Here is a 26,510-nt window from a genome sequence, read left to right as displayed (position 1 = left end):
GCGTTGTCCGTGTCAGCGAGGGCGTATATTAAGGATCTACAGATTTAGTGCAACCCTTTTCCGAGAAAAAAGTGGTTTTATCGCGATTAATTTAAAAGAAACGATAGATAGGTCAATTAACCAACAAAAAATGGACTTTTTGCTTATAAAACAACCTATCTATTGCTCTATTCTTCTAGTAACTAGAGCAATTCTGACATCTTTACTGGAACAGAATGTGTTAACAACATACCTTGTGGGTCGATCGCCACTTGATAAGCAATGACTTCCACCCCTCTCTCAACCACTTCGGCAAAAGCTTGGGCGTATTTCGGATCAATGTGTGCGGCAGGAGTCACTGAATCAATGCCGGTATGACTTACGCAAAAGAACATCACTGCTCGATGCCCCTCTTCTACCATGCTTGCCAACTCATACAGATGCTTGCGCCCGCGCTCTGTCACCGCATCTGGAAAGTAACCTTGTCCGTCTTCTTCTAATAAGGTAACGTTTTTTACTTCCACATAGCATTTTCGCCCATCGTCTCCAGTCAGCAGCCAATCAATACGACTATTCTCGCCATATTTCACTTCGGCCTTCTGCTCTGAGTAACCCGTCAGCTCAGACACCACACCGTTGGCGATTGCCTCTCCAACTAACTTATTTGGGTATCCGGTATTAATGCAGGCAAGATACTGTTCGTCTATTTCCACTAGCTCCCAAGTATAAGCCAGCTTTCGCTTAGGGTTATTGCTCTCAGAGACCCACACTCTCGCATTATCTTGCTGACACCGCTTCATCGAACCAGTGTTTGGGCAATGGGCGACAATCACCTCGCCCGTTGATAATTCAATGTCTGATAGAAACCGCTTATAGCGCTTGATCAAACGCCCTTCCAATAATTTAGTCGGAAACTTCACTGCCTAACTCCTTTCCCATCAATACGATGCCTAATGCAATCGCCGAAGTTTACACCTTCTGCTCCCTCAAGGATAAGCGCACCCCTCATCCGTCCAATAATAGAAAGACAGAAGATGTCATAAAAATTTAACAAAATGGCGAGACACTTTATGGCATCTACCTTACAGCCCAGTTTCCTCCAGGAATCCATCACCCTTAGCAATATCGCGTATTGACAATAACAAGGTCGAGATTAATATATATGGACATACGTATATACAAATAGGATTAAGCATGCTCCCGCACCAATTTTTTAAGTTACTCGCAGACGAAACTCGAGTGCGTTGCTTGCTGACCATCGCCCGTGAAGAGAAGGTTTGCGTTGCCGAACTCACCCATGCACTTAACGAAGGGCAACCTAAGGTCTCGCGTCATTTGGCTTTACTGCGCTCAAGCGGCGTGATTGTAGATACTCGTCAGGGCCAGTGGGTGTTTTATCGATTGTCGAATCAGCTACCAGGCTGGATGAAAAAACAAATTCGCGGGTTAGTGGAATCCAACTGCCTGAAAGAAGAATACCAACAGGACATCAAGCGCTTATCTGAGATGAGCCGCCGTCCAGAATGTTGTCTTTAGAGGAGAAATAAAATGACTATTAAAGTAGGAATAAACGGTTTTGGTCGTATCGGTCGATTGGCGCTTAGAGCGTCATTCAATTGGCCAGAGATTGAATTCGTGCATATTAACGATGTTGCCGGTGACGCCCCGACGCTGGCTCACTTGCTGGAATTCGACTCGGTACAAGGTCGTTGGGTGCACGACGTCACCAGCGATAATCATCACATCATCATTGATGGAAAAAGCATTCCTACTTCACAAGAAAGAGACATCGACGCGGTCGATTGGTCGATTTGTGATGTGGTCATTGAAGCAACAGGCAAACACAAGAAAACAGACACTCTTAACAAGTACCTTGCCCAAGGCGTTAAGCGCGTCGTGGTGTCTGCGCCGGTTAAAGAAGCCGGTGTGGCCAACATCGTCATGGGCGTCAATGACCATACCTTTGACCCCGAGTTACATCGCATTGTGACCGCCGCGTCTTGCACCACTAACTGCATCGCACCAGTGGTGAAAGTCATCCATGAAAAATTAGGCATAGAGCAATCCTCCTTCACGACGATTCATGACCTGACCAATACGCAAACTATTTTGGACGCACCGCATAAAGACCTGCGCCGTGCCCGCGCTTGTGGCATGAGTTTGATCCCAACCACCACAGGATCAGCCACTGCAATCATCGAAATATTCCCTGATCTGGCAGGCAAGATAAACGGCCATGCGGTTCGAGTGCCTCTGGCGAATGCCTCATTAACCGACATCGTCTTTGATGTGAAGCGCGACACCACGGCAGAAGAAGTTAATGCCCTGCTAAAAGAAGCCTCCGAAGGGGAATTAAAAGGCATTCTTGGTTTTGAAGATCGTCCGTTGGTTTCCATCGACTACAAAGGCGACCCACGCTCATCCATAATAGATGCCCAATCGACCATGCTCGTTGGCTCTCGTATGGTGAAAATCTACGCTTGGTACGACAACGAAATGGGCTACGCAACACGCACCGCTGAGCTCGTACGCAAAGTGGGTATGGCTTAAAAAAGCACTGGTTAGTGAGTCTGCGACTTAATGCCAAGGCTCTCACCCCTTCATTGCACAAAATACAGAGCGGCTTAGGTCGCTCTTCTTTTAAAAGACGGCAACATTTAAAGAGAGCGGCTATGTTTTCTCAGCTTAACCAAAATGTGCGCCAGTATATGCTGGTCACCTTTAATTATTGGAATTTCACGATCACCGATGGCGCCCTACGTATGCTGGTGATTTTGTATTTTTATGATTTAGGCTATTCCACGCTAGAGATAGCGTCTCTGTTTTTATTTTACGAATTTTTTGGTGTAGTGACCAACCTTATTGGCGGCTGGGTCGGCGCCCGCCTTGGCCTAAATCGCACAATGAACATTGGTTTAGGTATGCAAATCGTTGCCTTGTTTATGCTTGCTGTGCCCGCCACATCACTCAGCATTCCCTGGGTGATGGCTGCACAGGCGCTATCTGGAGTCGCCAAAGACCTGAATAAAATGAGCGCCAAAAGCTCAATCAAAACACTGGTGCCCGTCAATGCTCAAGGCGCACTCTATAAGTGGATTGCCATTCTTACTGGCTCGAAAAACACATTAAAAGGCGTTGGCTTCTTTTTAGGCGGTGCACTGCTTTCATTAATTGGCTTCCAATACTCGGTGGCGGCGATGGGATGCGTACTCTTGTTGGTTTTCATCGGCAGTATGATCAGCTTAAAAGCCGACCTTGGCAAAGCCAAAAGCAAACCCAAGTTTTCTGAGATTTTCTCTAAGTCTGGCAGTGTGAATATCTTGTCTGCCGCGCGGATGTTTTTGTTCGGCGCTCGCGATGTATGGTTTGTGATCGCTTTGCCGATTTATTTGGGCACGGTTTTTCAGTGGGATCACAGCGCAGTCGGAGGCTTCCTTGCGTTATGGGTCATTGGTTATGGCCTTGTGCAAATCATCGCACCAAAAATCACTCACCTCACCTCTGGACCAACTCCTGATGGTAAAGCGGCCTTTATATGGGCGCTAGCGCTGTCGATCGTGACCGGCTTAATCGCCTACGGCATTCAACAAGCGTGGCATCCTGAAACCGTGATCATTGTTGGATTAATGATCTTCGGCGCCGTGTTTGCCGTCAACTCATCCCTGCATTCCTATCTGATTGTCAGCTACGCCAAAGACGATGGTGTATCCCTTGATGTGGGCTTCTATTACATGGCCAACGCCATGGGACGCTTGATCGGCACAGTGCTGTCTGGCTGGGTATTTCAGGTCTGGGGATTCTCCGCCTGCCTCTGGGTATCGTTTGCTTTTTTAGTCGCCACCACATTGATTTCTTTGGGACTACCCAAACATAAACGACCAGTCACAGCTCAATAACGAAGGCATCAATCACAAGAAAACCGCTAGAAAGCGGTTTTCTTGTGATTGGACGATTGGACTTATTTTTCACCAACATAAAAAAGTTATCGAAGTTATTAAAAATTGATAACTTCGATAACTTTTTTATACAAAGAAACAGCTCGTTTTTTTAATATTTAGGGAGCGATAGATATCAGGACCTAAACAATCACCTAATATTTATTTAGGCCTATTGGCAATAGCAACAAAAAAGCCCGCTAGAAAGCAGGCTTTGGAGTGTTTATTGCTGTTCAGTGCAAGGGGTTACCTAACGCTGAATTATTCCCATTCGATGGTTAACGAGAGCCACAAGCCCTTTAACTACGGCTACTTGGGGCTAGGCTCTGTCGTAGTACCATTATTAGTACCATGTTCAGGCTTTTGTTTAGCCTTTTCTTCACGGCGAGACTTCAGCTCAGCACGCGCTCAAGCGGAGGGCTCGTCCATGTCGCGGCGGAGGTCTGTCATTTCATCAGGACTAAGCTTCGGTACATATCGGTCAGTCCAATTGGCGTGGGCCAGTATCAGCATCACCACTAGCGAGTGATTGGTGATCCAAGTTAAGCCGAACAAACTTATTCAAATAAGATACTTGAGTATTACTTTCCCTATCAGCGTATATTTCACTTTGATCATCATACCCAGCCGCTCCACTCAATGCTTCAGCAAGCGCTTCTACTTGCTCTTGGATAGTCGAAGACTGTTTATCACAAACCGAGTCTTTTAGCAAAGCAAACAAATCGAAGGAGTACACATCTTGCTCTTCAAAAGAGTCTAACCAAATGTAGATTGCTCTTATGTAACTTGCAAAAGGCTCTTCTTGATCAGCTTGAGCAGCCGCTTCGATCCTTTCTACATGATCATCAAAAACAGGAAAAAACACTTCATTAAAAGCATCAGGTAAGGCCGTTCTCATGTATCGATTAGAACGCCAAAGAGGAATAGTTTGAGTGTATTCATCAGTAAGATAAGAAATAGCTGTATCAGTAAGAGCGTCTACTAACTCATTCTTCTTAACGGTGAGAATAAGATCGCTATTTGCTTCATACCAACTATCACCGTACTGAAGTTGCAGCTTACGCACACTTTTGACAAATGCATTTCCTGGGTAAACATCCCTAGACTTAATGCTTTTGCAAACTACAATTTCTACAGAGTCTTCTATAGAGTCATTGCGACTAGCTATGTCGCAGTTTTGCGAGATTACGAGGAAAAGAGCGCTCTCTTTAAGCTTTTTGGTATCGTTTCGAAGCCCACTTTTTGCAAGAGAGTCGGACCATCGCAAACGTACATCTTGTGGTACTTCCGACGCAAAAAAACAAGAGGCTTGTTTCAGCCCCTTGTTTATGAAAAGTTTTTGCCCGTTAGATAGATCATCTGTCACTGAAGGATCCTAAGAAGAAGATGTCATTTGGAAAAGAGTTGTTTCATGTGTCTGTGTCAGATGAGCAGAATGACCTTGCATCTTGTCCGCAAGCTTACCTGCTACACTTACAAATTTATCTTGGTCTATATCTTTCTCAGTTAACAAGCTCAGTAATGACTTACCCTCATACATAAAGTTCTTACTCATTGCACCCGGGCTACGCTCAAAAAGACCACGCGCTTTCTCAACTAGGCTATCTACAAGGAATGCTCTATCAAGCGTATTTTGGCTAATCTTATGATCATTCTCAGCCCCGCTTTTATAAGCATGCAACGTTTGTCGAGTAACACCAAGAATCTCCGCTACATCCTTGTTTGGAAGACCAAGAAATATTTTCACATCATTAATGATGTCAGACATACCACGTAATTCAGCCTGAGCATCGAAACTCACTGCTTGAAATGTCTCACCATGAGATGACCAATAGCCATCTACTAGATTAGTGGCGTAAACCACTTCATTTTGTGAAGACATGACGTCATCAATATTAATAGGTGTATGTGTATTAAATAGCGCCGCCCCTACAGCAAAAGTAGTAACAGCAACTCTATTCGATACCATTGATGATGATGCTGATGAAAACATGATTTAAACCTCCTTATAACCCCACTGCTCTTTAGCAGTGTCGGTAATTACTCCCCAAAAAACTTCACTTGCTTGCTCATATAAAGTAGAAGTGGCTGTTTCTATACTGGCCTGACTAAATTGCGGGCTACCCACAAAAGTATGAGTATGATCAACGTCTAGGATACCATATGTTTTTGAGCCTAAATCCAGCCATTCTTTTTGCCCTTGGATCATTAAACCACATTTTGAATCTGGCTCTATCAAGTTATCAGGAAGAACTTTATAAACTTTGCGATCTTTCACTGCCAATTCTTCAAAGTTAACAACCAAAACTTGTTTCTCAGCTACTTCCATGGCTTTGAGTGTATGGCCCTGTAAATGTCGCCATTTTGAATTGAAATCAGGCGGCAAAATACTTTCTTTAACAAAGTCACTGAGTTGAAGATCTGTCGTTGGTGCTATCACATCCACATAGCGGAGCCCCACGCTTTTCAGTAATGTTTTATCTAGACCCGTAAATACATCCAAGCAAGCTTTTAGTATTTTCCTGAATGTTCCGTAGAACTCTTCAAAAGTGCGATAGTCCGTTGTCTTCAAGATAATAGAACTCCCTGAAACCTCAACTATCTGCTGCTCCCCCGCAGCACGAAACAATAAGCGTTCATTAGATGTTTTTACATGCCTAACTTGCTCTGTCGCTTGATCGAAATGCAGCTCCATAACCTGAGCTTCACTAACAATTTTTTCCGGGAACCCTTCATCAACCATGCGTTGATGTAACTCATCTTGTAACTCTGAAGATATAGACTTCATGCTAGGTAATTCAGCAAACCTAAGATCTATCAATGTTTGCACTAAAGGTGCGCGTTCTAAACTCTTCTTCATAACTAAATAAGCCACTTGCATTAATTGGTCGTACCTAAGAAGTACGTTCGGACGAATTTTACACTTTTTTTGACACTATCAAAGCTATATTAGCTCATTTTTCAACCAAATAAGTGTAAAAATATAAAAAACAATAATTCACCACTCCACAAAGCTCGCTGTTTTTGCATTCCACCACCCTTTTCTTCTCCTGGGCGTAACTCTCAACATCAAACGTGTGTTTCTCTGGATCACGCTCTTGCCAGTCAGCGTGGCCTCGCAGGCTTCTTCCTGGTCCGGTTCAAATACCACCGTTTTGGTTTATCCGCCCTTTCTGGCGCCTCATCGAGCACTGCCTGCATCCATGCTACCGTGAATGGATGAGAGTAATCAGATACAAAAAAACCCGCTGATAAGCGGGCTTTGGAGTGTTTATTGCTGTTCAGTGCAAGGGGTTACCTAACGCTGAATCATTCCCATTCGATGGTTGCAGGTGGCTTAGACGATACATCGTAAGTCACGCGGGAAATGTGTTCGATCTCATTGATGATGCGACCAGATACCGTTTCCAACAATTCGTATGGAAGGTGAGCCCAACGCGCTGTCATAAAGTCGATGGTTTCAACCGCACGAAGTGCTACCACGTATTCATAACGACGGCCGTCGCCTACTACACCAACGGATTTCACTGGCAAGAAGACGGCAAAGGCTTGGCTTGTTTTATCGTACCAACCAGAGCGACGAAGCTCTTCAATGAAGATCGCGTCCGCACGACGTAGAATGTCGGCGTAGTCCTTTTTCACTTCACCCAAGATACGAACACCAAGACCTGGCCCTGGGAACGGATGACGGTAAACCATGTCGTGTGGCAAACCTAGTGCAACACCTAGCTTACGTACTTCGTCTTTAAACAATTCGCGTAGCGGTTCAACCAATTGCATTTTCATGTCTTCTGGCAAGCCACCCACGTTGTGGTGAGACTTGATAACATGCGCTTTACCGGTTTTAGACGCTGCAGATTCGATCACGTCTGGGTAAATCGTGCCTTGAGCAAGGAACTCAATGTTATTCAGTTTTGAAGACTCTTCATCAAAGATTTCGATGAAGCTGTTACCAATGATTTTACGTTTTTTCTCAGGATCAGCTTCGCCAGCCAGACGACCCAAGAAAAGATCTTCTGCATCAACACGGATGACTTTTACACCCATGTTGTCCGCGAACATCTTCATTACTTGATCGCCTTCGTTCAAACGAAGCAAGCCGTTGTCTACGAACACACACGTCAATTGGTCGCCGATCGCTTTATGCAACAACGCAGCAACAACAGAAGAATCTACACCGCCAGATAGCGCTAGTAGAACTTGTTTCTCGCCAACTTGCGCACGCATTCTGTCGATCGCGTCAGTCGCAATGTTCGCTGGTGTCCATAACGTATCACAACCACAAATATCTACGATGAAACGAGAAAGGATCTGACCACCTTGTAGCGTGTGAGTTACTTCTGGGTGGAATTGAACACCGTAGAATTTTTTCGATTCGTTCGCCATGGCCGCGATTGGGCAGCTATCAGTCGATGCCATCAAAACGAAATCTTTTGGCATCTCTACCACTTTATCGCCATGGCTCATCCAAACGTCCAACATGGAAACACCATTGTTAGCGACGTGATCTTGGATGTTTTCAAACAGTGACGGACCGTCATGCTTACGAATTTGAGCATAACCGAATTCGCGAATCTCAGAACCTTGGACTTTACCGCCCAATTGCTCTGCCATCGTTTGCATGCCGTAACAAATACCAAAAACTGGCACACCCAAGGTGAATACCGCTTCAGGAGCGCGTGGCGAACCAGGCTCAGGAACAGATTCAGGGCCACCAGCAAGGATAATCCCTTTAGGATTGAAGTCGATAACTTCTTGATCGTCCATATCAAAAGCACGGACTTCACAGAAAACACCGATCTCACGCACGCGGCGCGCAATCAATTGCGTGTACTGTGAACCAAAATCAAGAATAAGTATTTTATGAGCGTGGATATCTTGCGACATTGTTAGCCTGTCCTTTCACTCTAATTCAATAAGACTTTCTCTTTTTGACACTAGAGTAATGAATAATAGTAAGAGCAATCAAATAAAGATGGGGCGTAATATACGCCCCATCTCGCTGACAATTAACCCGCGATTAACCCGCGTGGTAATTTGGCGCTTCTTTGGTGATAGTCACGTCATGAACGTGGCTTTCACGTATACCTGCACCGGTAATTTTTGAGAACTGTGTTTTCGTACGCATCGTCTCAATATCGGCAGAACCTGTGTAACCCATAGAAGAACGCACGCCGCCCATCAACTGATGGATAACTGACGCCATTGGTCCTTTGGAAGCCACACGGCCTTCAATGCCTTCTGGAACCAACTTCTCAACACTGCTTGAGTCTTGGAAGTAACGATCGCTCGAACCTTGAGTTTGAGACATCGCGCCTAACGAGCCCATACCACGGTACGATTTATAAGAACGACCTTGGAACAAGACCACTTCACCTGGTGCTTCATCCGTACCAGCCAACAAGCCGCCAACCATGATCACGCTTGCGCCTGCTGCAATGGCTTTACTGATGTCACCAGAGAAGCGAACACCACCGTCGGCAATAACTGGAATGCCGCGTGGAGACATAGCTTCTGCTACATTCGCAACCGCACTGATTTGTGGAACACCCACACCAGTAACGATACGTGTCGTACAGATAGAACCTGGGCCAATACCGACCTTAACACCGTCAGCACCCGCATCAGCGAGAGCAATAGCGGCTTCTGCCGTCGCAATGTTGCCACCGATTACTTGAATGTGTGGGAAGTTTTCTTTTACCCAACGAACGCGATCGATAACGCCTTTTGAATGACCGTGTGCCGTATCAACAACGATGACATCAACGCCAGCATCAGACAATGCTTTAACGCGATCACCCGTATCAGCACCAGTACCAACCGCTGCGCCTACGCGTAAACGACCTTCAGCATCTTTACATGCATTCGGGTAAGTCGTGGCTTTATTGAAATCGGTCACTGTTACCATGCCGCGCAATTCGAATTGATCGTTAACGATTAATACTTTTTCGATGCGGTTTTCATGGAGTAACTTACGGATAGAACCAGCAGAAGCACCTTCAAGCGCAGTAACAAGGCGCTCTTTCGGTGTCATAATGTCTGCTACTTGCTTATCGAAATCTTTTACGAAGCGAACATCACGGCTCGTCACGATACCAACTAGGTCAGTACCTTGAACAACAGGAACACTTGAGATGTTATTTTCCGCTGTCAATGCCATCAGCTCATGAACACTGGCTTCAGGACTGATCGTAACAAGGTCTCGAACGATACCGCTTTCGAATTTTTTAACACGACGCACTTCTTGCGCTTGCTCTTCGATGGTCAAGTTTTTGTGGACAATGCCTATGCCCCCTTCTTGAGCCAAAGCAATCGCCATGCGGTGTTCGGTAACGGTATCCATCGCAGAAGACGTCAGAGGAATGTTCAACTCAATGTCTTTTGTGATTTTCGTTTTGAGGCTAACATCCTTAGGAAGAACTTCGGAATAGCCGGGGATGAGCAATACGTCATCAAACGTTAAAGCTTCTTGCACGATTCGTAACATAATGGGGAGTTTCCAATGCCAACAAGGGGAGTTAAGATGGCAAGTAATTCTACTCCAATAGTCGCATTCGGTAAATCAAAACCACGAGAGATTGATGAAAAAACTTACAACTAGCCCAGTACAAGAAACTGCATTTACCGTCTCGCAACTAAATCGACAAATTCAACAACTCCTTGAAGCCAGTCTACCGTGGATTTTAGTCGAAGGTGAAATCTCCAATTTGGCCAAACCTGGCTCTGGGCATTGGTATTTTTCGCTCAAAGACGACCGCGCACAAATCCGCTGCGCCATGTTCAAAGGTAAAAATAACGCGGTACGCTTTCAGCCCAAAGATGGCGATAAAGTTCGCTTGCGCGCCCGCGTCACCTTTTATGGCCCACGCGGCGATTGCCAACTCAGCGTAGAAGGCATGGAATCCGCCGGAGAAGGCGCACTTCAACAAGCATTTGAACGATTAAAAAACGCACTGCAAGCAGAAGGCCTGTTTGCAACAGAACACAAAAAGCCACTGCCAACACAGCCAGAACGCGTGGCGATCATTACCTCATCGGTTGGCGCGGCGGTACGCGATATGATCATCGCCTTTCGTCGGCGCTTCCCGCTGACAGAATTAACTATTCTACCGTCATTAGTTCAAGGCAAGGATGCGGCGAAAAACATTCTCAAACAATTAACCCGTGCAGATGAAAGCGGTTACTTCGATGCCATCGTTATTGGCCGTGGCGGCGGCTCGTTAGAAGACTTGTGGAGTTTTAACGACGAAACCCTAGCCCGCGCCATTTTTCACGCCAGCACGCCGATTGTCTCAGCGGTGGGCCATGAAACCGACTTTACTATCTCCGACTTTGTCGCCGATGTACGTGCGGCCACACCCACCGCTGCGGCGGAGTTGTTAAGTCCCGATAAAGCACAACTGATTCGTCAAATTGCGCAGCAAGAAAGTCAGCTGACCCGACGCATGTCGCGCATTTTAGAGCAAAGCCAGCAGCAATTAGACTTCATGATCAAACGCATTCGCCATCCGAAGGAACGCATTGATCAACAACAAAACCAGCTAGATCAACTCAAGCGCCGCTTACAACAAAGCCTTGAGCGCCAAATCCAAGAACACAAAGTCAAAACACAGAACCTTGAACACAGGCTGCAAAAGAACACACCTGTACGACGCATCGAACAAAACCGCGACAAGCTTCGCGACATAGATGCTCGACTGGCGTTGGCGCTAAATAATGCCCTAACCAGCAAACAAACCAGCTTTGCCCGCCTCATCGACAAGCTCAACCTCGTCAGCCCGCTGAATACCTTGTCTCGTGGTTACGCCATCGCCAGCCAAGACAAGCAAGTGATTCGCTCGATCAAGGATATAAAGAAAGGGGATGCTATCAAGGTTCGCGTACAAGACGGCGAAATCAACTGCACCGTGGCTGGGACGAAAGCCATTAGCTAGTTGCGGCTTCTCTTTTTAGGCGTTTTAAAAACTCCGTAGCTTATTTTAGGCCGCTCAAAAGAACCAACAGGTACGCTCCACGCACAGGCGCGAAGAGTCGCTTAACCTGTTGGTTCTTTTTATGATGAATTGAGGTGAAGCTATTAATTAAAAAGTAAGTAATTACCAAAGATGCGGGAAGAGAAAAGATATAGCATCAAACGGGATTTGATTAATTTTCAGTGCTGTTTTCGTTTCTCCACGAATCCAACCTTCTTCTATAAGCTGTTTCACAACGGCACGCGAATTGGTGTCTCCTAGGCCTGTAATTTGTGGCACATCAGTCCGCATCACCTTGGAATCAGTCATAACCGCTTTCAGTAACAAAACGGTTTCTGGGCGCCATTTCTTAAGTGTTTCACCTTTCGGGCTTAGTGCCACACCAGAAACTCGTTGATCCGTGTATTGCTTTAATCTCATATCAAAAGACGGAATATCTAAAACACCAGCAAGGTACTGAATTTGATCAAGACACGTTTCAAAGAAATAACGTTGGAAAGCCTCAAGCCCTCTATTTGACAAAATTCCACGTCCGTCAGTACTGCCTTGTCGAACCATGTCGGCACCAGCCAAACGAAGCTTATATTCGTCAATTGTGCGTGCGAAACCTCGACTCAATGTCCACAAACCATAACCATCAACACCCGCACCACGCATATAGCTGTCCGTAAACAAACGCCCTACTCGGCCATTTCCATCCAAAAACGGATGAATCCAAGCAAAGCGATGATGCGCAGCCGAGGCAGCCAAAAGACGAGTTTCACCAAACAACCGATCTAATCGATATGAGCTATGAAACCAGTTTAAATAGCCATTTAACTCATCTTGATGTGGCGGTAGATGTTTCCCAATTTGCACTTGCGTAGTTCGTAATTTTCCGGCTTCTACAAGATAGATTTCACCTGTGGATTCTCGAACATGCGTGCGCACGGACTCTGGTAAATCTTTGAAAAAATGTTCATGTATAGAGCATAAGAATGCCTCATCTGTCAGCTGCGCTGGACTGACACTGCCTTTGAGCAAAGCATTTTGTGCAGCCAAATGCGCGTCTATTTCTAGCAAGTCATTACGCTTTACAGAATCGGTTAGTACGATGCCTTCCGCGTGAATAATATCCGCAGGTTCTGTGCTGTTGCCTTCTATTCTGTTGCTGTAATAGCTGTTCACGAACCTCAGTAAATGCTCAACCGCAGGCTTAAGATTTGGACGCACAGACGCCGACAAACTCGCGGATTGTTTGTAAACCTCCACGGCCATATCTCGAATGTCTCCAGAAGCCTGTTCTGGTTGAATAAAAGGCGTCACACTAATCATTTTTAACGGTTCTTTTGATGGTTTATTTACTTTTAAAATCAAATAATTAACTATTTATTATGGTGTTAAATTAACGGTTAATTTAACACCATAATAAACTAAACCCATAAACTTAGATAGTTGAACAGTAAATTAGCAAGCAACCTTCTGTAGTTTCGTTTTTCAGGTGCAAAAGAAACAAAACACGTTCGCTCCACGCGCCAGCGCGAGAAGTCGCTGAACTGTGTTTATGCTTCGTTGGCTAGATTAAAGAGGCAATTGTAAAACCCTTTAAGAAAGCGTAGTTTGAAGACATGATAGTGAAAATACAGTTTGAAGAAATTGCATGGATAAAGCAGAAAGGGAGATTGCTATGAATGTCATCAGTGAAGAAGAACTTAGCGCAAATTTAGATATCGTATTGGACAAGGTAAACGAAGAACACAAAACTGTCTTCATTACTCGCCCAGAAGGTAAAACAGCGGTATTAATTGGTTTTGAAGATTACCAAGCTTATAAAGAAACCCTTCACCTAATGGCTAGTGAGGAAAATGAAAAACGCCTGAATGACGCGATTCAAGAAATAAAAGAAAGCCATCACTAACTTCCATAGCTTGAAAATCATTTTGCGTTCTATCCGCCCTAGAACCGCCTTCCAACCCTTCTGTGACAGAACCACCTATAGTGAAAATTACATTCATATAATTAAAAGTAAAAGGACTAAAAAATGAATCCCACAAAATTAAACTTTCCTACATGTGAAAAAAGCCAACTTGATGAACTCAACACTTTATTTAAGCAATGGTATGCATCCGCAAAAAACAAAAAATTCATCAAAGAAAAAAGCTCAGAAGATCTTGTTTTTGATGGATTTTATCCTTTTTTCAGCAAACAGAAAGTCAAAGTACTATTTATTGGCCGTGAATCATTAGGGCTAACCGGTGATCACTATTTGGACATGCTGCACTGGCTATACAAAAGCGGTGAAAACATAGGCAAAAAAAGCTTAAATCAGTCGCAATTTCATGCTCTGAAATTAAAAGTATCTTATGGTTTGAATAATGGCTCTTGCCCTTGGGAAGAGATCCCATCTGCAGAATCAATTTCACAATCTTTTGCGGAAGAAAACGGCGTTAGCTTTGCGTTTATGAATTTATCAAAGTTAAGCAATGATTCTGAATCTTGGAAAGCTGATTGGGAATTGATCGATAGCTTTACTGATGAGTTTAAAGATGAAGATATAAATTTCTTTAACAAAGAAATTGAAATAATCAATCCCGATGTCATCATAACAATGAACCTCGAAGGTAGGTTAGCAAATCTAGGTGAACTTGAAGTACTTGAGTATGGCAGTGATGTATCCTGTTTTAAATTAACCTGTGGTAGCAAACAAATCCTACTTATGGATACATATCATTTCTCCGCAGTAAAAAAACAACAGGATACTTTTTACACGCCTATTATTGAAAGCTTCAAAAAGTATTCATGAGAATCTAATTTCTACCCTCTCACAACCCATACCTTTCAATTTTCTTAATCAAGCCTTGGCGTGATAACCCGAGTTGTTTTGCGGCTTGGGTGCGGTTGTCTTGGGTTGTGGTGAGTGCTTTTTTGATTAGGCGTATTTCCAGTGCTCGTACTTGTTCATCTAATGTGGCATCACTGTCGGGTTCTAGCATTTGCGTTGGAACTCGCGGTACCTCGTTTGAGGGGTATAACAGGTGGATATCGTCCATGGTGATGTGCCCTTCTGGGCAAATCGAGGCAACGCTTTCTAAGGCATTTTTCAGCTCTCGTACGTTGCCAGGCCAATATTGTTGGCGGAACCATTGCATGGCTTCTGCGCTTAACTGCAGGGTTTTATCTTGCTTCTCTCTGAGATTGGCAAGGAAGGCTTGCAGTAAGACTGGCACGTCTTCTAGACGTTCGGCGAGGGACTGGGTTTCGATGTTGATGCCCTTGATTCGGTAGTACAAGTCTTCGCGGAAGCTGCCATCGCGTACTTTTTCCACAAGGTCGGCGTTGGTCGCCGAGATAACGCGCACATCAATGTGTTTTTGCTCACGTCCGCCGACAGGAAAGAAGGTGCCTTCTTGTAGCACGCGTAGCATTTTTACCTGCATGGTCAGTGGCATTTCGCCGATTTCGTCCAAGAATAACGTGCCACCATTGGCCAAGCTTAATAAGCCTTCTTTGTCTTTCTCTGCCCCCGTAAACGCGCCTTTTACATAGCCAAACAGTTCGCTTTCCAGCAGTTCGTCTGGAATCGCGCCGCAATGGACTGAAATAAACGCTTCTCGTGCGCGATGACTCAGCTCATGCAGCGTTCGCGAGATGACTTCTTTCCCTGTGCCTGATGGTCCAGTGACCAGCACTCGTACATCGGTCGGGGCAATTCGCTCGATCAAGGCGCGGACTTTTTGCGCGCTTGAGGAATGACCAATATAAGCGGCGGCACCTTGGCTAGGCTGGCTGGCTTTTTTGAGCTGATTAAGCTCGCGCTCTAAGGTGGTTTTAGTGATCGCGCGGCGCACCACCACCGCCAGCATTTCTGGATCGATGGGTTTGGCGATAAAATCCCATGCGCCTAACGACACCGCTTTTAGCGCCAAATCTCGATCTGCATGTCCGGTAATAATAATCACCGGACGCCCCTCAAATTCTGCCATGGATTCCAGCGTAACTTGTGGGTCGAAATGCGGTGGCATCGACAAATCAAGCAGCACTAAATCGGCGTCAAATCCAACCATCGCCTGACGCGCTTCTTCTAGGCTGCCTGCGGTTCTTACTTGATAATCTTGGCCCGCTAGCCAGCGGCTCGCTAACTCACGAAAGGCGGGTTCGTCGTCGACTAATAGAATTTTATTTTGCGTCATTTAATGGCCTATCACTGGCGCGGTGCCAGATACTGTTGCGTCGTCAGAAGTCGACTGAGGTAAAGGGAAAGAGAGCTCAAAGGTCACTGGCCAACCGGCGTCACTGCGGTGAAAAATCCGCCCTTGATGGGCATCTAATATACGTCGCACAATGGCAAGACCAAGGCCGCTACCACCCGCTCGTTTCGTCACAAACGGCTGAAACAGCACTTCACCTGTGAGCGCGACGTCGATCTCAGGGCCATTATTATGCACCTGAATCACCACGGCATCAGCGTTCTGCCAAGCCTGTATCGCCAGCTTGCCCTGTGTCTGATTGCGTAAAAATGCCACCGCATTATCAATCAGGTTAATAAACACCTGCTGCACTCTTTGGTAATCTGCTGGCAGCTCAATGGCGTCGTCTATGTCCAACTGGCACTCAATCTCGCCAAGGTGTGACTGCGCCACAATACTCGCCACCAGCGCATGCAAAGGCACCTTGGTTTTGTGCAGAGCCAATCCGCCAGAATACACCAACATATCGCTCACCAAGCGATCCGCTCGCTTGAGCTGGGTTTGAATGTGCTGACGTGTTTCAACAGGAGCATCGTAAGCCGCCATCGAAATAATATTCAATGGGTTACGTAACTCATGAGCGACTGCCGCCGACAAACTGCCCAATTCAACCAGATGCTGTTCGTCTAAGCGTTTGCGCTCAGCGACGGCAAGCGCCAATGAACGTTCTAACAAACCACAACTGGTGGAAAACAAGGAGCCGAATACTTCAGCGGTTAGGCGCATTCCCGGGCTGGCATCGTTCCAGCCAACCAAAACAGAATGCCAACCTTGATCAGTACGGTTCACAATAAGTGCCAAGGCACGCTCTTCTTTCAAGTTGTCTTTATGATGATTTTGCACATCTATACGTATGTTTTGTCGTATCTGTGAAGAGAGTAGGTGTTCACCAACAGAAATCAAACTGGCCCAGTCATGGGCTTCTTTTAACTGTGTCGACCAAGTATCTAACACCTGTTCGTTTAATACTGCTCCGGGGTAAATAAGGCGCGAAATAAGCCGATTAAGCGGTTGGTAGATTAACGCTGACACCACTAAGGTAAGCAGCGAATAGAGCCATAACTGCCAACTGGGCACGTTCGCCAATGCCTGCAATCCCACCCGCCCTGAAACCACACTGATCACAGAAATCAAACACAAGATCACCATCATCATCGCCAGCCAAAGCAAAGCGCGATTGGCAAACGCATTCACCGACAAGATCTGATAGCGCACGACGGCGTACACCAACAACAGAAGATAAGTGGGCAATAACAGCATCGGATAAGGAAACCAGCTGATACCAAAGGAAGGAAATACAAAACTGGTGGCCAGTAATAACCCCCATGCACCGACGCCAAACATGGCCAAGATAGAGCGTTTTTTGTTGCCTGTATGACGATACCAACCAAACAACAATACCCCATGGGCGAGCATGCCCATCAAGATGGTGTACACCAGATTAAACGCACCCGCATTGGTAAACACAAAGAAAGAGCGCGTATCGAGTGTTTGGCTTGCCGCACCAGCATCCACCCACCAGCTCTGGAGTACCACTGCGATACTAGTTAAATAGAACCAAGGCAGGTTTTTAGCCAAGCGTCTCAGCCAAACGTCTTTTACCGAGCCAGAGTAGACAAATCGAATCGCAAAATGCAGGAAAAAAGTCGGCATTAAAGGGTTCGCCAAAATGATGTGGACGCCCACTTGTTCATAATCTTGAAAAAGCGCCACATGACCAAAACACCAAATCGCCATCATAATGGCAAAGCCAGCCAATGCCTGTAGCTCGCCTTGATTTTGCGCACGCCAAAGCAACCATGCCGCCACCAGTAAGCCACATACGCTGGAAATCAGCATAGACACTTCGAACATCAGAGAAATCGTCAAACTGTAAACCTCGTTTACACCAAAATAATGATGTAATCGTAAACCTTGTTTACACTCAATACAAAAATTAATTTTAATCCCTTAAAAATCAATGGGATATAATATTTTAAAAGCTGGCCTCTGTTTTGCTTAGCAATAGATAAATTGATTTACATCAATACCCATGCAACTAACAAGGTACTTACCATGAATACTGCTTCTTTTATGACTGAAATCATGACGCTAGCCAGCATCTTTTGCCTAGCCATCTCTCCCCTTGCCATTAAACAACTGTTTCTCAAGAAGTCTTGATTTAGAACACTCTTAGGCTAGGAATAGCGCGCGATATATTGGCCCTATTCCATTTCGTCTTTTGCTTTACTTAGGTATCACTATGGAACATTTTGACTCGGCGATGCTATCGCGTATTCAATTCGCTTTTACCGTCAGCTTTCATATTATTTTCCCAACCATCACGATTGGTTTGGCAACCTTGATTGCCCTTTGGGAAGCGCTCTGGCTGAAAACAAATGACCCACGTTATTTGCAGCTAGCTAAATTTTGGATCAAACCGTTTGCTATCACCTTTGGTATGGGTGTGGTCGGTGGGATCGTTATGTCTTACGAGTTTGGTACTAACTTTTCCAAATTTTCAGAAATTGCGGGACCCGTACTTGGGCCATTACTGGCGTACGAAGTACTGACAGCCTTCTTTCTTGAAGCTGGCTTCTTGGGTGTCATGTTGTTTGGTTGGCAACGAGTCGGTCGAAAAGTCCATTTTATTTCAACACTGGTTGTAGCGATTGGCACTTGGATTTCATCGACTTGGATCATGGCGGCTAACTCATGGATGCAAACGCCACAGGGCTATAAAATTATCGATGGCGTTTTCCATGTAGAAAGTTGGATGCAGGTGATCTTTAACCCCTCTTTCCCTATTCGCCTGACACACATGTTACTGGCTTCGCTGATCTCCGCGTCGTTATTGGTCGCTGGTGTTAGTGCGTTCTACTTATTGAAAAAGCGTCATGTGAACTTCTCTAAAAAAGGGCTTTCCATGACCATGTGGCTGTTGTTGGTGCTGACTATTTTACAAGTCAAAGTCGGCGATGAATCTGGCCTAGAAGTAAAAGAACATCAACCAGCGAAATTAGCGGCGATGGAAGGTATCTGGGAAGCGCAAGAAAGCGAAGTGCCACTACTGCTATTCGCAATGCCAAACATGCAAACCGAAGAAAACGATTACCAACTGGGTATTCCGAATCTTGGCAGCCTAATACTGACTCACACACTGGACGGCTCGGTTACCGGTTTAAAAGCCTTTCCAAAAGAAGATCGTCCTTATGTGCCCTTGGTATTCTGGTCGTTCCGCGTGATGGTTGGTCTTGGTATGGGGATGGTCGCCATCGCTCTGGCCGCCTTGGTCTTACGCCGCAAAGGCAGATTGTATGAGAATAAATGGTTCTTACGTGCGGTGACTTTCTTTACACCTATGGGTGTGGTCGCAACGCTTGCCGGTTGGTATGTGGCAGAAACAGGTCGCCAACCTTGGGTTATTTACAATTTGGTTCGCACTTCAGATGTGGTATCACCATTGCCTTCAGAACGCGTGCTGTTTTCGTTGACCATGTTTGTGGTTATCTACTTCCTACTGTCGCTTGTGTATCTCTACTTTATGCGCAAATTGATTCGCAAAGGGCCGCCTAAAATGGCCACATTGGAAAAACACCTTATCGGTATGAACGCGCCTGGCTATGCCTTGGCATGGGTAAAAAACTTGAAACATGAAGATCACGAGGGAGAGAAGTAATGGATTTACCTTTATTTTATTTCTTAGTACTGGGATTCTGCATCTTCATGTATGTCTGCCTTGATGGCTTTGATTTAGGCATTGGCATCTTATACCCCTGGTTTGACAAACCCGGGGAGCGCGATCATTTGATGCTGTCTATTTCACATGTTTGGGATGGTAATGAAACTTGGCTCGTCATGGGCGGTGCTCTGTTGTACGGCATCTTCCCTGCTGCGTATGCGGGATTGTTGTCTATTTTATACATTCCCCTAATGCTGATGCTGTTTTCCTTGATCTTCCGCGGTGTCGCTTTTGAATACCGCTTTAAGTCTGATCGCTCACGTCCTTACTGGGACTTTGCGTTCAGCGCAGGCTCTGCCGTCGCAGCATTCTGCCAAGGCTTGGTGTTGGGCACGATTGTACAAGGGATTCCGGTTGGCAGTGAGGCAATTTCTAGCTTGCACTGGATCACACCTTTTACCATCTTTACCGGTTTTGCGGTGATGGCTGGCTATGCCATGTTAGGGGCGTGTTACTTGTTTATGAAATCTCGTGGTGTGATTCAAGCTCACGCAGCGAAGCTAGCAAAAGTCTTGTTGGTTCTCGTGATGATTGCAATGGCTGTCGTCAGTATCTGGACGGTGTTAACTCAGCCAGACATCAAGTTACGCTGGTTCTCAGGCAGTCACTTCTTGTACTTAGCGCCCTTGCCTATCTTGTGTCTGATTGCGGCGATTGTGTCTTGGAAAGATCTGCACAGCCACCGTCACGAGTCGCGTCCATTTTGGTGTGGCGTTTTGCTTTTCTTATTAGGTTTAGCCGGCTTAGTCGTCAGCGTGTTCCCTTACTTGATCCCACGTCAATTAACATTATGGGAAGCCGCATCGCCGACCACCAGCTTGCTGTTCTTATTACCTGGTGTGTGTATCTTTATCCCCGTTATCTGCATCTATACGCTATGGGGATATCGAGTTTTTGCAGGCAAAGTCGAAGATTATCAGGAGGGTTACTAATATGTGGAAAACACTCAAAGCCAAAGCCGATAAACTGAAACCCTGGCAATGGTTCTGCCTGCTCTACCTCGCGGGTTTTGTCGGTATTTTGCTCATTTCACAAGTGATGAACTTAGCGGTACTGCTGTTTATTTAACGTTATAGAGCATCAATAAAAAAGCGGCTTTCGGGCCGCTTTTTTCATCGCCTTTTTCTTCATTTTCGCTCAGCTTTCTTGTATAAAAAGTCAATACGGTTTAGCTTGGCTACTACAAAGTCACGTTTCTGCGGCTTTTTTATTGGAGGCACTCATGTCTGCAAAATTCTCTATTGAACTAAATTCATTTCACAAAATTTCAGCCATTCCCAATGCTTGGAGTCGTTCACAATACCTCACACTTATGACGCTAATGGAATTGGACGATGGCTTAGAAGAGTTAACCGATGCCGATCTTAAAGACATGTGTCTGATGTCTTTAAGCGATTTACCTCACGCCGACGCAGCCAATGTTGTGTTAACGTCACTTTTTTCTGACGATGTAACCGCCGGTAAAATCGATCAGCTGAGCCATGAAATGGCCGATGATAGATTGTGGGAAGAATACTCAGACTGCCAATTTCATGAACGCTTTTTTAATGCTTATGGCTTATTACGTAGCGCGTTTAATGGCACCTTTGCACAACCGACTGGTGTCGATTTCACCATCACTGTCCATGCTAAAAATGCCGTCGACCTTGAACAACTTGATAGTGATCTCGCCGCCAACTTAGTGCGTTTATTATCATGCGGACTGGATGAAAATGGCTTAATGCAACGCCTTTATGAAGAACAACTCAATGGCGATGATTTTCCACAAGCTTCTGGCATTCTTTGGCAAATAGAAACACTTGCTAGCGGGCCGCTTGAACGCCAATTTAAGATGATCAGTTCCTCTTTTTGGTTTGGCGTTTTGGAGAATTACGAGTCCTTTGACGCGACGCTTCTGCCTCAAAGCTAACCACTTTCCCTGTGAGCAATGCCAGTCATACTGCTAAGCCGCTTTGGTGACGCTCGCTATCGGCATTGCTCCCCTCTATGCGCTCTTGTTGACATGCTTCGTTTGAATACTCTCATTTGAATAGAAGGCCACATACCATGAGCAATATTTGTTTTTCCTCGCCACCATCGCGCGTTAATATGGTGTCGTTAGACCCCTTCAATAATAAGACTAGGATTGCTTACAATGAAATTAGAATCTCTTGCGCTTCATCATGGTTATACCTCTGAAGAAACCACCAAAGCCGCCGCTGTTCCCATTTACCAGACAACGTCTTACACCTTTGACGATACACAGCATGGAGCAGATCTTTTTGACCTAAAAGTAGCGGGCAACATTTACACCCGCATCATGAATCCAACCACCGATGTATTAGAACAGCGCGTATCGGCGATGGAAGGTGGTATTGCAGGTTTAGCAGTCGCTTCTGGTATGTCAGCGATTACCTATGCGATTGAGTGTATTTGTGAAGTAGGCTCTAACATCATTAGCACCAGTCAGCTTTACGGCGGCACTTATAATTTATTTGCCCATAGCTTCCCGCGTCGCGGTATTGAAGCACGCATGATTTCTGCGGATGATTTTGCTGGATTTGAAGCCGCCATCGATGACAATACTCGCGCTATCTTTTGTGAGTCCATTGGCAACCCAGCGGGCAATATTGTCGACATCGAAGCGCTGGCAGCCATCGCCAACAAACACGGCATTCCACTGATTGTGGATAACACGGTGGCGACGCCATTTTTGTGTCGTCCTTTCGAGTTAGGCGCTCACATTGTGGTGCATTCCCTAACCAAATACATTGCAGGTCACGGTACTACCGTCGGCGGCATGATTGTCGACTCTGGTAAATTTGATTGGGTCGCTAACAAAAAACGCTTCCCAATGATGAACGAGCCAGATCCTTCATACCACAACGTGGTTTACACCGAAGCATTAGGCGCCGCGGCGTACATAGGTCGCTGTCGAGTGGTACCACTGCGTAACACCGGCTCTGCTCTGTCTCCACACAGCGCCTTCTTAATCATGCAAGGTCTAGAAACATTGGGCTTACGTATGGAGCGTCATTGCTCTAATGCTGAAAAATTGGCCGCCTATTTACAGAGCCACGAGAAGGTAAACTGGGTCAATTACGCCGCGCTTCCAGACAGCCCATACAATGCCCTAAGCAAGCGTATCACCAGCGGTAAAGCATCTGGCGTATTAAGCTTCGGCGTAAAAGGTGGTTTAGTCGCAGGCACACAGTTCATCGATGCCTTAAAAATGGTGTTGCGCTTAGTCAACATTGGCGATGCGAAATCCCTTGCGTGTCATCCAGCCACGACAACACACCGCCAATTAAATGAAGAAGAGTTAGCCAAAGCCGGTGTCAGCACCGACTTAATTCGCATCTCGGTTGGTATTGAAAACATTGAAGACATTATTGCCGATATCAGCCAAGCGTTGGATGCGGTCACAGTTTAATTTCGTTCGATGTGATCAGAGAATATAAACAATGAATACAAGGGCTTACTGATAAGTAGCCCTTTTTTCTGTTTATCATCTCGCCTGTATCTTTGATTCTTTGCTCATCTGCACATTGGCGCTTGTTGGTAAACAACGTAAGCTAGCCAATCTAGCCACCTTAACGCCAAGGAATATGAAATGACCCGTAGGGATATGTTGATCGCGCTCGCCATTATTATTGCATGGGGGCTGAATTTCGTTGTCATTCGTTGGGGGTTAGATGCTCTACCACCCATGATGTTGGGCGGTTTGCGCTTCTTAATGGTGGCGGTCATTGGCTCACTGTTTTTCAAGCGGCCAAAAACCCCGATTAAATGGTGGTTTTTATACGCCCTACCTATCAGCTTTGGCCAATTTGCCTTTTTGTTTAGTGCGATGCAATTCGGAATGCCAGCGGGATTAGCCTCTCTTGTTTTGCAATCTCAGGCAATTTTTACCCTATTATTTGCAGTTGTGTTTTTAAAAGAGGGAGTTCGCCCTTATCAGCTTATTGCCATCGCCATTGCCGCCGGTGGATTAGCCACCATTGCTCTTGAGAATGATAACTCCAGTATGACCCTGATTGGCTTTGGCTTAACCTTGGTGGCCGCTACTTGCTGGGCACTCGGTAATATCAGCACCAAGGTCATCAGTAAAAAAGGCTATCACGCCAACGTTAATTTGGTGATTTGGAGTTGCTGGATACCTCCACTGCCTTTCTTTGTTGCTTCTTGGTTTATCGATGGGCCAGATGTCATGCTACAAAGTTTGTACGCCATCAGCTGGGGCACCATAGCCACCCTCGCTTACTTATCCATGTTTGCCACTGTGGCTGGTTATGGATTGTGGAGCTATCTGATGTCGCGCTACCCTGCGGCTACCATTGCACCGCTCACACTCGGCGTACCTGTCGTTGGCCTCACCACGGCGGCGATTTTACTATCAGAATATGTCAGCCCGCTGCAATGGGTCGGCATTCTATTCGTCTTGTTAGGGCTGGTGCTAAACACCCTAGGTGGACGCTTACTGGCACGTAGAACCAGTAAGCAAAACATCGTTTAAACACCGCTCTGAATTAGTCTTTTTCTTTGTGTTGCGCGTCTATCTTGTCAGCTAGGCGCGCAACTTGCTGCTGCAGTTCGCTGATCTGAGTCACCAAGGCTTGATGGTTATTTTCTTGAGCATCGTGTTCTTTTTCGGCCGTTTCTCTTGTCATCACATCCAGCACCACACCCACCATCATGTTCAAGAAGACAAACGCCGTCAAAAAGATAAACACCACGTAGAAGATCCAGCTCAACGGATACACCGCCATTGTCTCGTACATGACATAACAATTATCGGAAAAATATTGTTAACAAGCGTGTGAGTGAGTGAGTTAAAGTGCTGAAAAATATAGGATTAATATAATTTAAAACGTTTGTTTACAGAATATTGTAAACAAGCTTACTTTTAAGTGCTTCTGCCGAGGGGCAGACTAAAATTTGTAAACATACACTTTACTTGCATCCACATCTAGTGCCTCTCATCGTTATTTTCTTATCATTTGAGTAGTGCTCAGATGCCAACCTACTCTTAAGTATGCATTTGTAGATAAGAGAGGTGTTTTTGTAGAATATTGCACCGCAAATTCAGATAATTAGTGCACCACTCATGGTTGAGTAGGTGGCGAGAGATCAACTGCCCATAGGTAGTTTTCTAACGTCGCCAAACAATTAGAGTATTACCATGAGCTATAAGCAGTTGATCGAAGGACAACGATACCAGATTCAAGTCTATCTGAGCCAACATTTAAGTTACAGAGAGATTAGTAGACGACTTAACGTAAGTCATTCCAGTATCAGTCGAGAGTTAAAGCGCCATACTATCAATGGCACTTACGAACCAAATATTGCGCAGCGGCGAGCTCAACATAGACGACATTCTGCTGCTAAAAGCCAGATTTCACAGAAAACCATCGACTATGTTGAGTATGGTCTATCGCTAAAATGGAGCCCTGACCAAATATCAGGCGTAAGCGACCTAATAGGCTTACCTGTCAGTCACGAATGTATTTATGGTTATGTGCAAAGAGACAAGCGTCAAGGTGGAAACTGTACAAGCTAATCCGTAGAGTGCCTAAGAAAAGTACTGAAGACGTCTGCCGAGCTGTTGGAGCTATGCTGTGGCACTATCGTCGCCACGTACATACGATAACCGCAGATAATGGAACAGAGTTCTATGATCACGAAAGTATCGCCCAGAAGCTCAAGGTTGATGTATATTTTGCTAATCCCTACGCCTCTTGGGAGCGTGGTTTAAATGAAAACTTTAACGGCCTGCTGAGGCAATATATCCCTAAGGGAACGAATCTCAGAGCCGTGACCGATGAAGAGATTGCAAAGGTGCAAAGGTGCAAAGGTGCAAAGGTGCAAAGGCCACTAAACCTTAGACCAAGAAAGTGCCTTGGCTATAGACAACCTGCTGTGGTGTTCGATGAACTACGAAGTGCAGCTTAATTTAGGGAGTGGTGTACTTCGGAGTTGAATTCGCGCTCTATATATTATGCCAATCGATATTATCTAGTTCGACTGCGTCATTAATGGCGTTTTCTACATCTTTACTAATAATGTCTAGCTTTTTTTTGACAGTGAGTGGATGTGTTACGTTTCGAGCTTTCATTTCGTTAAAGGACTGAAATAAAGATTTTGCATAGATTGGTTCTAAAGGCAAACGATTCATTACCATTAAACCATAATAAAATGCAGATAAAGACTCAGGAGAAGTATTAGCTATTTCTTCAGCGCTTAAATACTCCATTACAATTGTTCTAACAAGGTCATTAGTCTCTATTATTTCTTCGGTTGAAGACGAATTTAAAGGGGATATAATTTTCGAAGCTTTATCGATATTTCTAGATGCTTTAAATGTTGTAAACATAATAATCGCCTCACCTTTGGCCTTTAGCTAAAAATCCAATATAATATCATAGCCCCACCCCAAATCGGAATTGTCCTGAGTGCAATAGAAAATGTAGCAATACATATTGAGGCTATCAATGCCATTATGCCTCCATAGTATTTTGTAATAGATAGTGTCTCTTCCCCCTCTTTTTTATATAATTTTGATACCAACAGCATCATTGGAATTAGAACAATTACCAATATGAAAAATACATTAATCCAATCATCCATTTAATTACTCCTTGTAGCATATGTGTGGAAAAGGTACACGTTTTGAACGTTAATAGCACAATATTATGAT

General features: G+C 45.2%; 24 protein-coding genes and 1 pseudogene. 13 read left to right on the top strand and 12 right to left on the bottom strand.

Features of this window, described 5'->3' with window-relative positions; translation table 11 throughout:
• Positions 1 to 182 precede the first annotated feature (182 nt).
• Positions 183 to 899 carry a DNA/RNA nuclease SfsA gene (sfsA, locus tag E0D70_RS15245; RefSeq protein WP_133013139.1) on the bottom strand — a complete coding sequence of 239 codons (717 nt, stop codon included), beginning with the start codon at positions 897 to 899 and terminating at the stop codon, positions 183 to 185.
• A gap of 274 nt (positions 900 to 1,173) precedes the next feature.
• Between sfsA and E0D70_RS15240 the strand changes: the two genes are divergently transcribed.
• The 3 genes from E0D70_RS15240 (at position 1,174) to arsJ (ending at position 3,875) form a co-directional block, all read left to right on the top strand.
• Positions 1,174 to 1,515 (top strand): metalloregulator ArsR/SmtB family transcription factor, encoded by a 342-nt coding sequence (locus E0D70_RS15240; protein WP_133013138.1) that lies wholly within the window; start codon positions 1,174 to 1,176, stop codon positions 1,513 to 1,515.
• A 12-nt stretch (positions 1,516 to 1,527) separates the two neighbouring features.
• Positions 1,528 to 2,529, top strand: coding sequence for an ArsJ-associated glyceraldehyde-3-phosphate dehydrogenase (locus E0D70_RS15235; protein ID WP_133013137.1), 1,002 nt, complete (start codon positions 1,528 to 1,530; stop codon positions 2,527 to 2,529).
• 122 nt (positions 2,530 to 2,651) lie between these two features.
• On the top strand, positions 2,652 to 3,875 hold the full coding sequence (gene arsJ / locus E0D70_RS15230; RefSeq protein WP_133013136.1) for an organoarsenical effux MFS transporter ArsJ: 1,224 nt from the start codon (positions 2,652 to 2,654) through the stop codon (positions 3,873 to 3,875).
• A gap of 520 nt (positions 3,876 to 4,395) precedes the next feature.
• On the opposite strand, the gene E0D70_RS15225 is transcribed toward arsJ, so the two are convergent.
• The 5 genes from E0D70_RS15225 to guaB all read right to left on the bottom strand — a co-directional run bounded on the left by E0D70_RS15225 (position 4,396) and on the right by guaB (position 10,401).
• Positions 4,396 to 5,280 (bottom strand): hypothetical protein, encoded by an 885-nt coding sequence (locus E0D70_RS15225; RefSeq protein WP_133013135.1) that lies wholly within the window; start codon positions 5,278 to 5,280, stop codon positions 4,396 to 4,398.
• Between the two features lie 9 nt (positions 5,281 to 5,289).
• Complete coding sequence (locus tag E0D70_RS15220) at positions 5,290 to 5,907, bottom strand: hypothetical protein (protein ID WP_133013134.1); 618 nt, start codon at positions 5,905 to 5,907, stop codon at positions 5,290 to 5,292.
• Positions 5,908 to 5,910: 3 nt separating this feature from the next.
• The gene (locus E0D70_RS15215; protein ID WP_133013133.1) at positions 5,911 to 6,795 is read right to left on the bottom strand and encodes a TIGR04255 family protein; all 885 of its coding nucleotides are present in this window, start codon (positions 6,793 to 6,795) and stop codon (positions 5,911 to 5,913) included.
• 428 nt (positions 6,796 to 7,223) lie between these two features.
• Positions 7,224 to 8,801 carry a glutamine-hydrolyzing GMP synthase gene (gene guaA, locus E0D70_RS15205; protein WP_133013132.1) on the bottom strand — a complete coding sequence of 526 codons (1,578 nt, stop codon included), beginning with the start codon at positions 8,799 to 8,801 and terminating at the stop codon, positions 7,224 to 7,226.
• A 133-nt stretch (positions 8,802 to 8,934) separates the two neighbouring features.
• Entirely contained in the window at positions 8,935 to 10,401 is a 1,467-nt protein-coding gene (guaB, locus tag E0D70_RS15200; protein WP_133013131.1) for an IMP dehydrogenase, read from the bottom strand.
• A gap of 94 nt (positions 10,402 to 10,495) precedes the next feature.
• Between guaB and xseA the strand changes: the two genes are divergently transcribed.
• Complete coding sequence (gene xseA, locus E0D70_RS15195) at positions 10,496 to 11,848, top strand: exodeoxyribonuclease VII large subunit (RefSeq protein ID WP_133013130.1); 1,353 nt, start codon at positions 10,496 to 10,498, stop codon at positions 11,846 to 11,848.
• A 162-nt stretch (positions 11,849 to 12,010) separates the two neighbouring features.
• Here xseA and E0D70_RS15190 read toward each other — a convergent pair whose 3' ends face one another.
• Positions 12,011 to 13,201 carry a Fic family protein gene (locus E0D70_RS15190; RefSeq protein WP_133013129.1) on the bottom strand — a complete coding sequence of 397 codons (1,191 nt, stop codon included), beginning with the start codon at positions 13,199 to 13,201 and terminating at the stop codon, positions 12,011 to 12,013.
• 325 nt (positions 13,202 to 13,526) lie between these two features.
• Here E0D70_RS15190 and E0D70_RS15185 point away from each other — a divergent pair, with 325 nt between their 5' ends.
• Entirely contained in the window at positions 13,527 to 13,784 is a 258-nt protein-coding gene (locus tag E0D70_RS15185; RefSeq protein WP_240537160.1) for a type II toxin-antitoxin system Phd/YefM family antitoxin, read from the top strand.
• A gap of 123 nt (positions 13,785 to 13,907) precedes the next feature.
• On the top strand, positions 13,908 to 14,669 hold the full coding sequence (locus E0D70_RS15180; RefSeq protein ID WP_133013128.1) for a hypothetical protein: 762 nt from the start codon (positions 13,908 to 13,910) through the stop codon (positions 14,667 to 14,669).
• A gap of 19 nt (positions 14,670 to 14,688) precedes the next feature.
• Here E0D70_RS15180 and E0D70_RS15175 read toward each other — a convergent pair whose 3' ends face one another.
• Positions 14,689 to 16,056, bottom strand: a complete 1,368-nt coding sequence (locus E0D70_RS15175; RefSeq protein ID WP_133013127.1) for a sigma-54-dependent transcriptional regulator — start codon at positions 16,054 to 16,056, stop codon at positions 14,689 to 14,691.
• Positions 16,057 to 17,982, bottom strand: a complete 1,926-nt coding sequence (locus E0D70_RS15170) for a sensor histidine kinase (RefSeq protein WP_240537159.1) — start codon at positions 17,980 to 17,982, stop codon at positions 16,057 to 16,059.
• A gap of 373 nt (positions 17,983 to 18,355) precedes the next feature.
• Between E0D70_RS15170 and E0D70_RS15165 the strand changes: the two genes are divergently transcribed.
• The 6 genes from E0D70_RS15165 to E0D70_RS15145 all read left to right on the top strand — a co-directional run bounded on the left by E0D70_RS15165 (position 18,356) and on the right by E0D70_RS15145 (position 24,329).
• Complete coding sequence (locus E0D70_RS15165) at positions 18,356 to 19,771, top strand: cytochrome ubiquinol oxidase subunit I (RefSeq protein WP_133013126.1); 1,416 nt, start codon at positions 18,356 to 18,358, stop codon at positions 19,769 to 19,771.
• Positions 19,771 to 20,766, top strand: a complete 996-nt coding sequence (gene cydB / locus E0D70_RS15160) for a cytochrome d ubiquinol oxidase subunit II (protein WP_133013125.1) — start codon at positions 19,771 to 19,773, stop codon at positions 20,764 to 20,766. The genes E0D70_RS15165 and cydB overlap by 1 nt, the downstream gene beginning before the upstream one ends.
• Before the next feature lies 1 nt (position 20,767).
• Positions 20,768 to 20,902, top strand: coding sequence for a hypothetical protein (locus E0D70_RS17735; RefSeq protein WP_276312861.1), 135 nt, complete (start codon positions 20,768 to 20,770; stop codon positions 20,900 to 20,902).
• A gap of 154 nt (positions 20,903 to 21,056) precedes the next feature.
• Positions 21,057 to 21,743 carry a hypothetical protein gene (locus tag E0D70_RS15155; RefSeq protein WP_133013124.1) on the top strand — a complete coding sequence of 229 codons (687 nt, stop codon included), beginning with the start codon at positions 21,057 to 21,059 and terminating at the stop codon, positions 21,741 to 21,743.
• A gap of 225 nt (positions 21,744 to 21,968) precedes the next feature.
• Complete coding sequence (locus E0D70_RS15150; RefSeq protein ID WP_133013123.1) at positions 21,969 to 23,246, top strand: O-acetylhomoserine aminocarboxypropyltransferase/cysteine synthase family protein; 1,278 nt, start codon at positions 21,969 to 21,971, stop codon at positions 23,244 to 23,246.
• Positions 23,247 to 23,426: 180 nt separating this feature from the next.
• Entirely contained in the window at positions 23,427 to 24,329 is a 903-nt protein-coding gene (locus E0D70_RS15145) for an EamA family transporter (RefSeq protein WP_133013122.1), read from the top strand.
• Between the two features lie 13 nt (positions 24,330 to 24,342).
• Here the strand turns inward: E0D70_RS15145 and E0D70_RS15140 are convergent, their stop codons facing one another.
• Positions 24,343 to 24,594: an ion transporter gene (locus tag E0D70_RS15140; protein WP_338068577.1), complete on the bottom strand. Its 252-nt coding sequence runs from the start codon at positions 24,592 to 24,594 to the stop codon at positions 24,343 to 24,345.
• A 401-nt stretch (positions 24,595 to 24,995) separates the two neighbouring features.
• On the opposite strand from E0D70_RS15140, the pseudogene E0D70_RS15135 reads away from it, so the two are divergent.
• A pseudogene (locus E0D70_RS15135) lies at positions 24,996 to 25,765 on the top strand (IS30 family transposase).
• A gap of 37 nt (positions 25,766 to 25,802) precedes the next feature.
• Here the strand turns inward: E0D70_RS15135 and E0D70_RS15130 are convergent.
• Both E0D70_RS15130 and E0D70_RS15125 read right to left on the bottom strand, forming a co-directional pair.
• On the bottom strand, positions 25,803 to 26,186 hold the full coding sequence (locus E0D70_RS15130; protein ID WP_133013121.1) for a hypothetical protein: 384 nt from the start codon (positions 26,184 to 26,186) through the stop codon (positions 25,803 to 25,805).
• Positions 26,187 to 26,209: 23 nt separating this feature from the next.
• The gene (locus E0D70_RS15125; RefSeq protein WP_133013120.1) at positions 26,210 to 26,440 is read right to left on the bottom strand and encodes a hypothetical protein; all 231 of its coding nucleotides are present in this window, start codon (positions 26,438 to 26,440) and stop codon (positions 26,210 to 26,212) included.
• Positions 26,441 to 26,510: the final 70 nt, after the last annotated feature.

It is taken from the genome of Marinomonas flavescens, assembly GCF_004352835.1.
GTDB lineage: Bacteria > Pseudomonadota > Gammaproteobacteria > Pseudomonadales > Marinomonadaceae > Marinomonas > Marinomonas flavescens.
The sequence above is the reverse complement of the archived record's forward strand: the minus strand, read 5'-3'. Positions and strand labels throughout refer to the sequence as shown.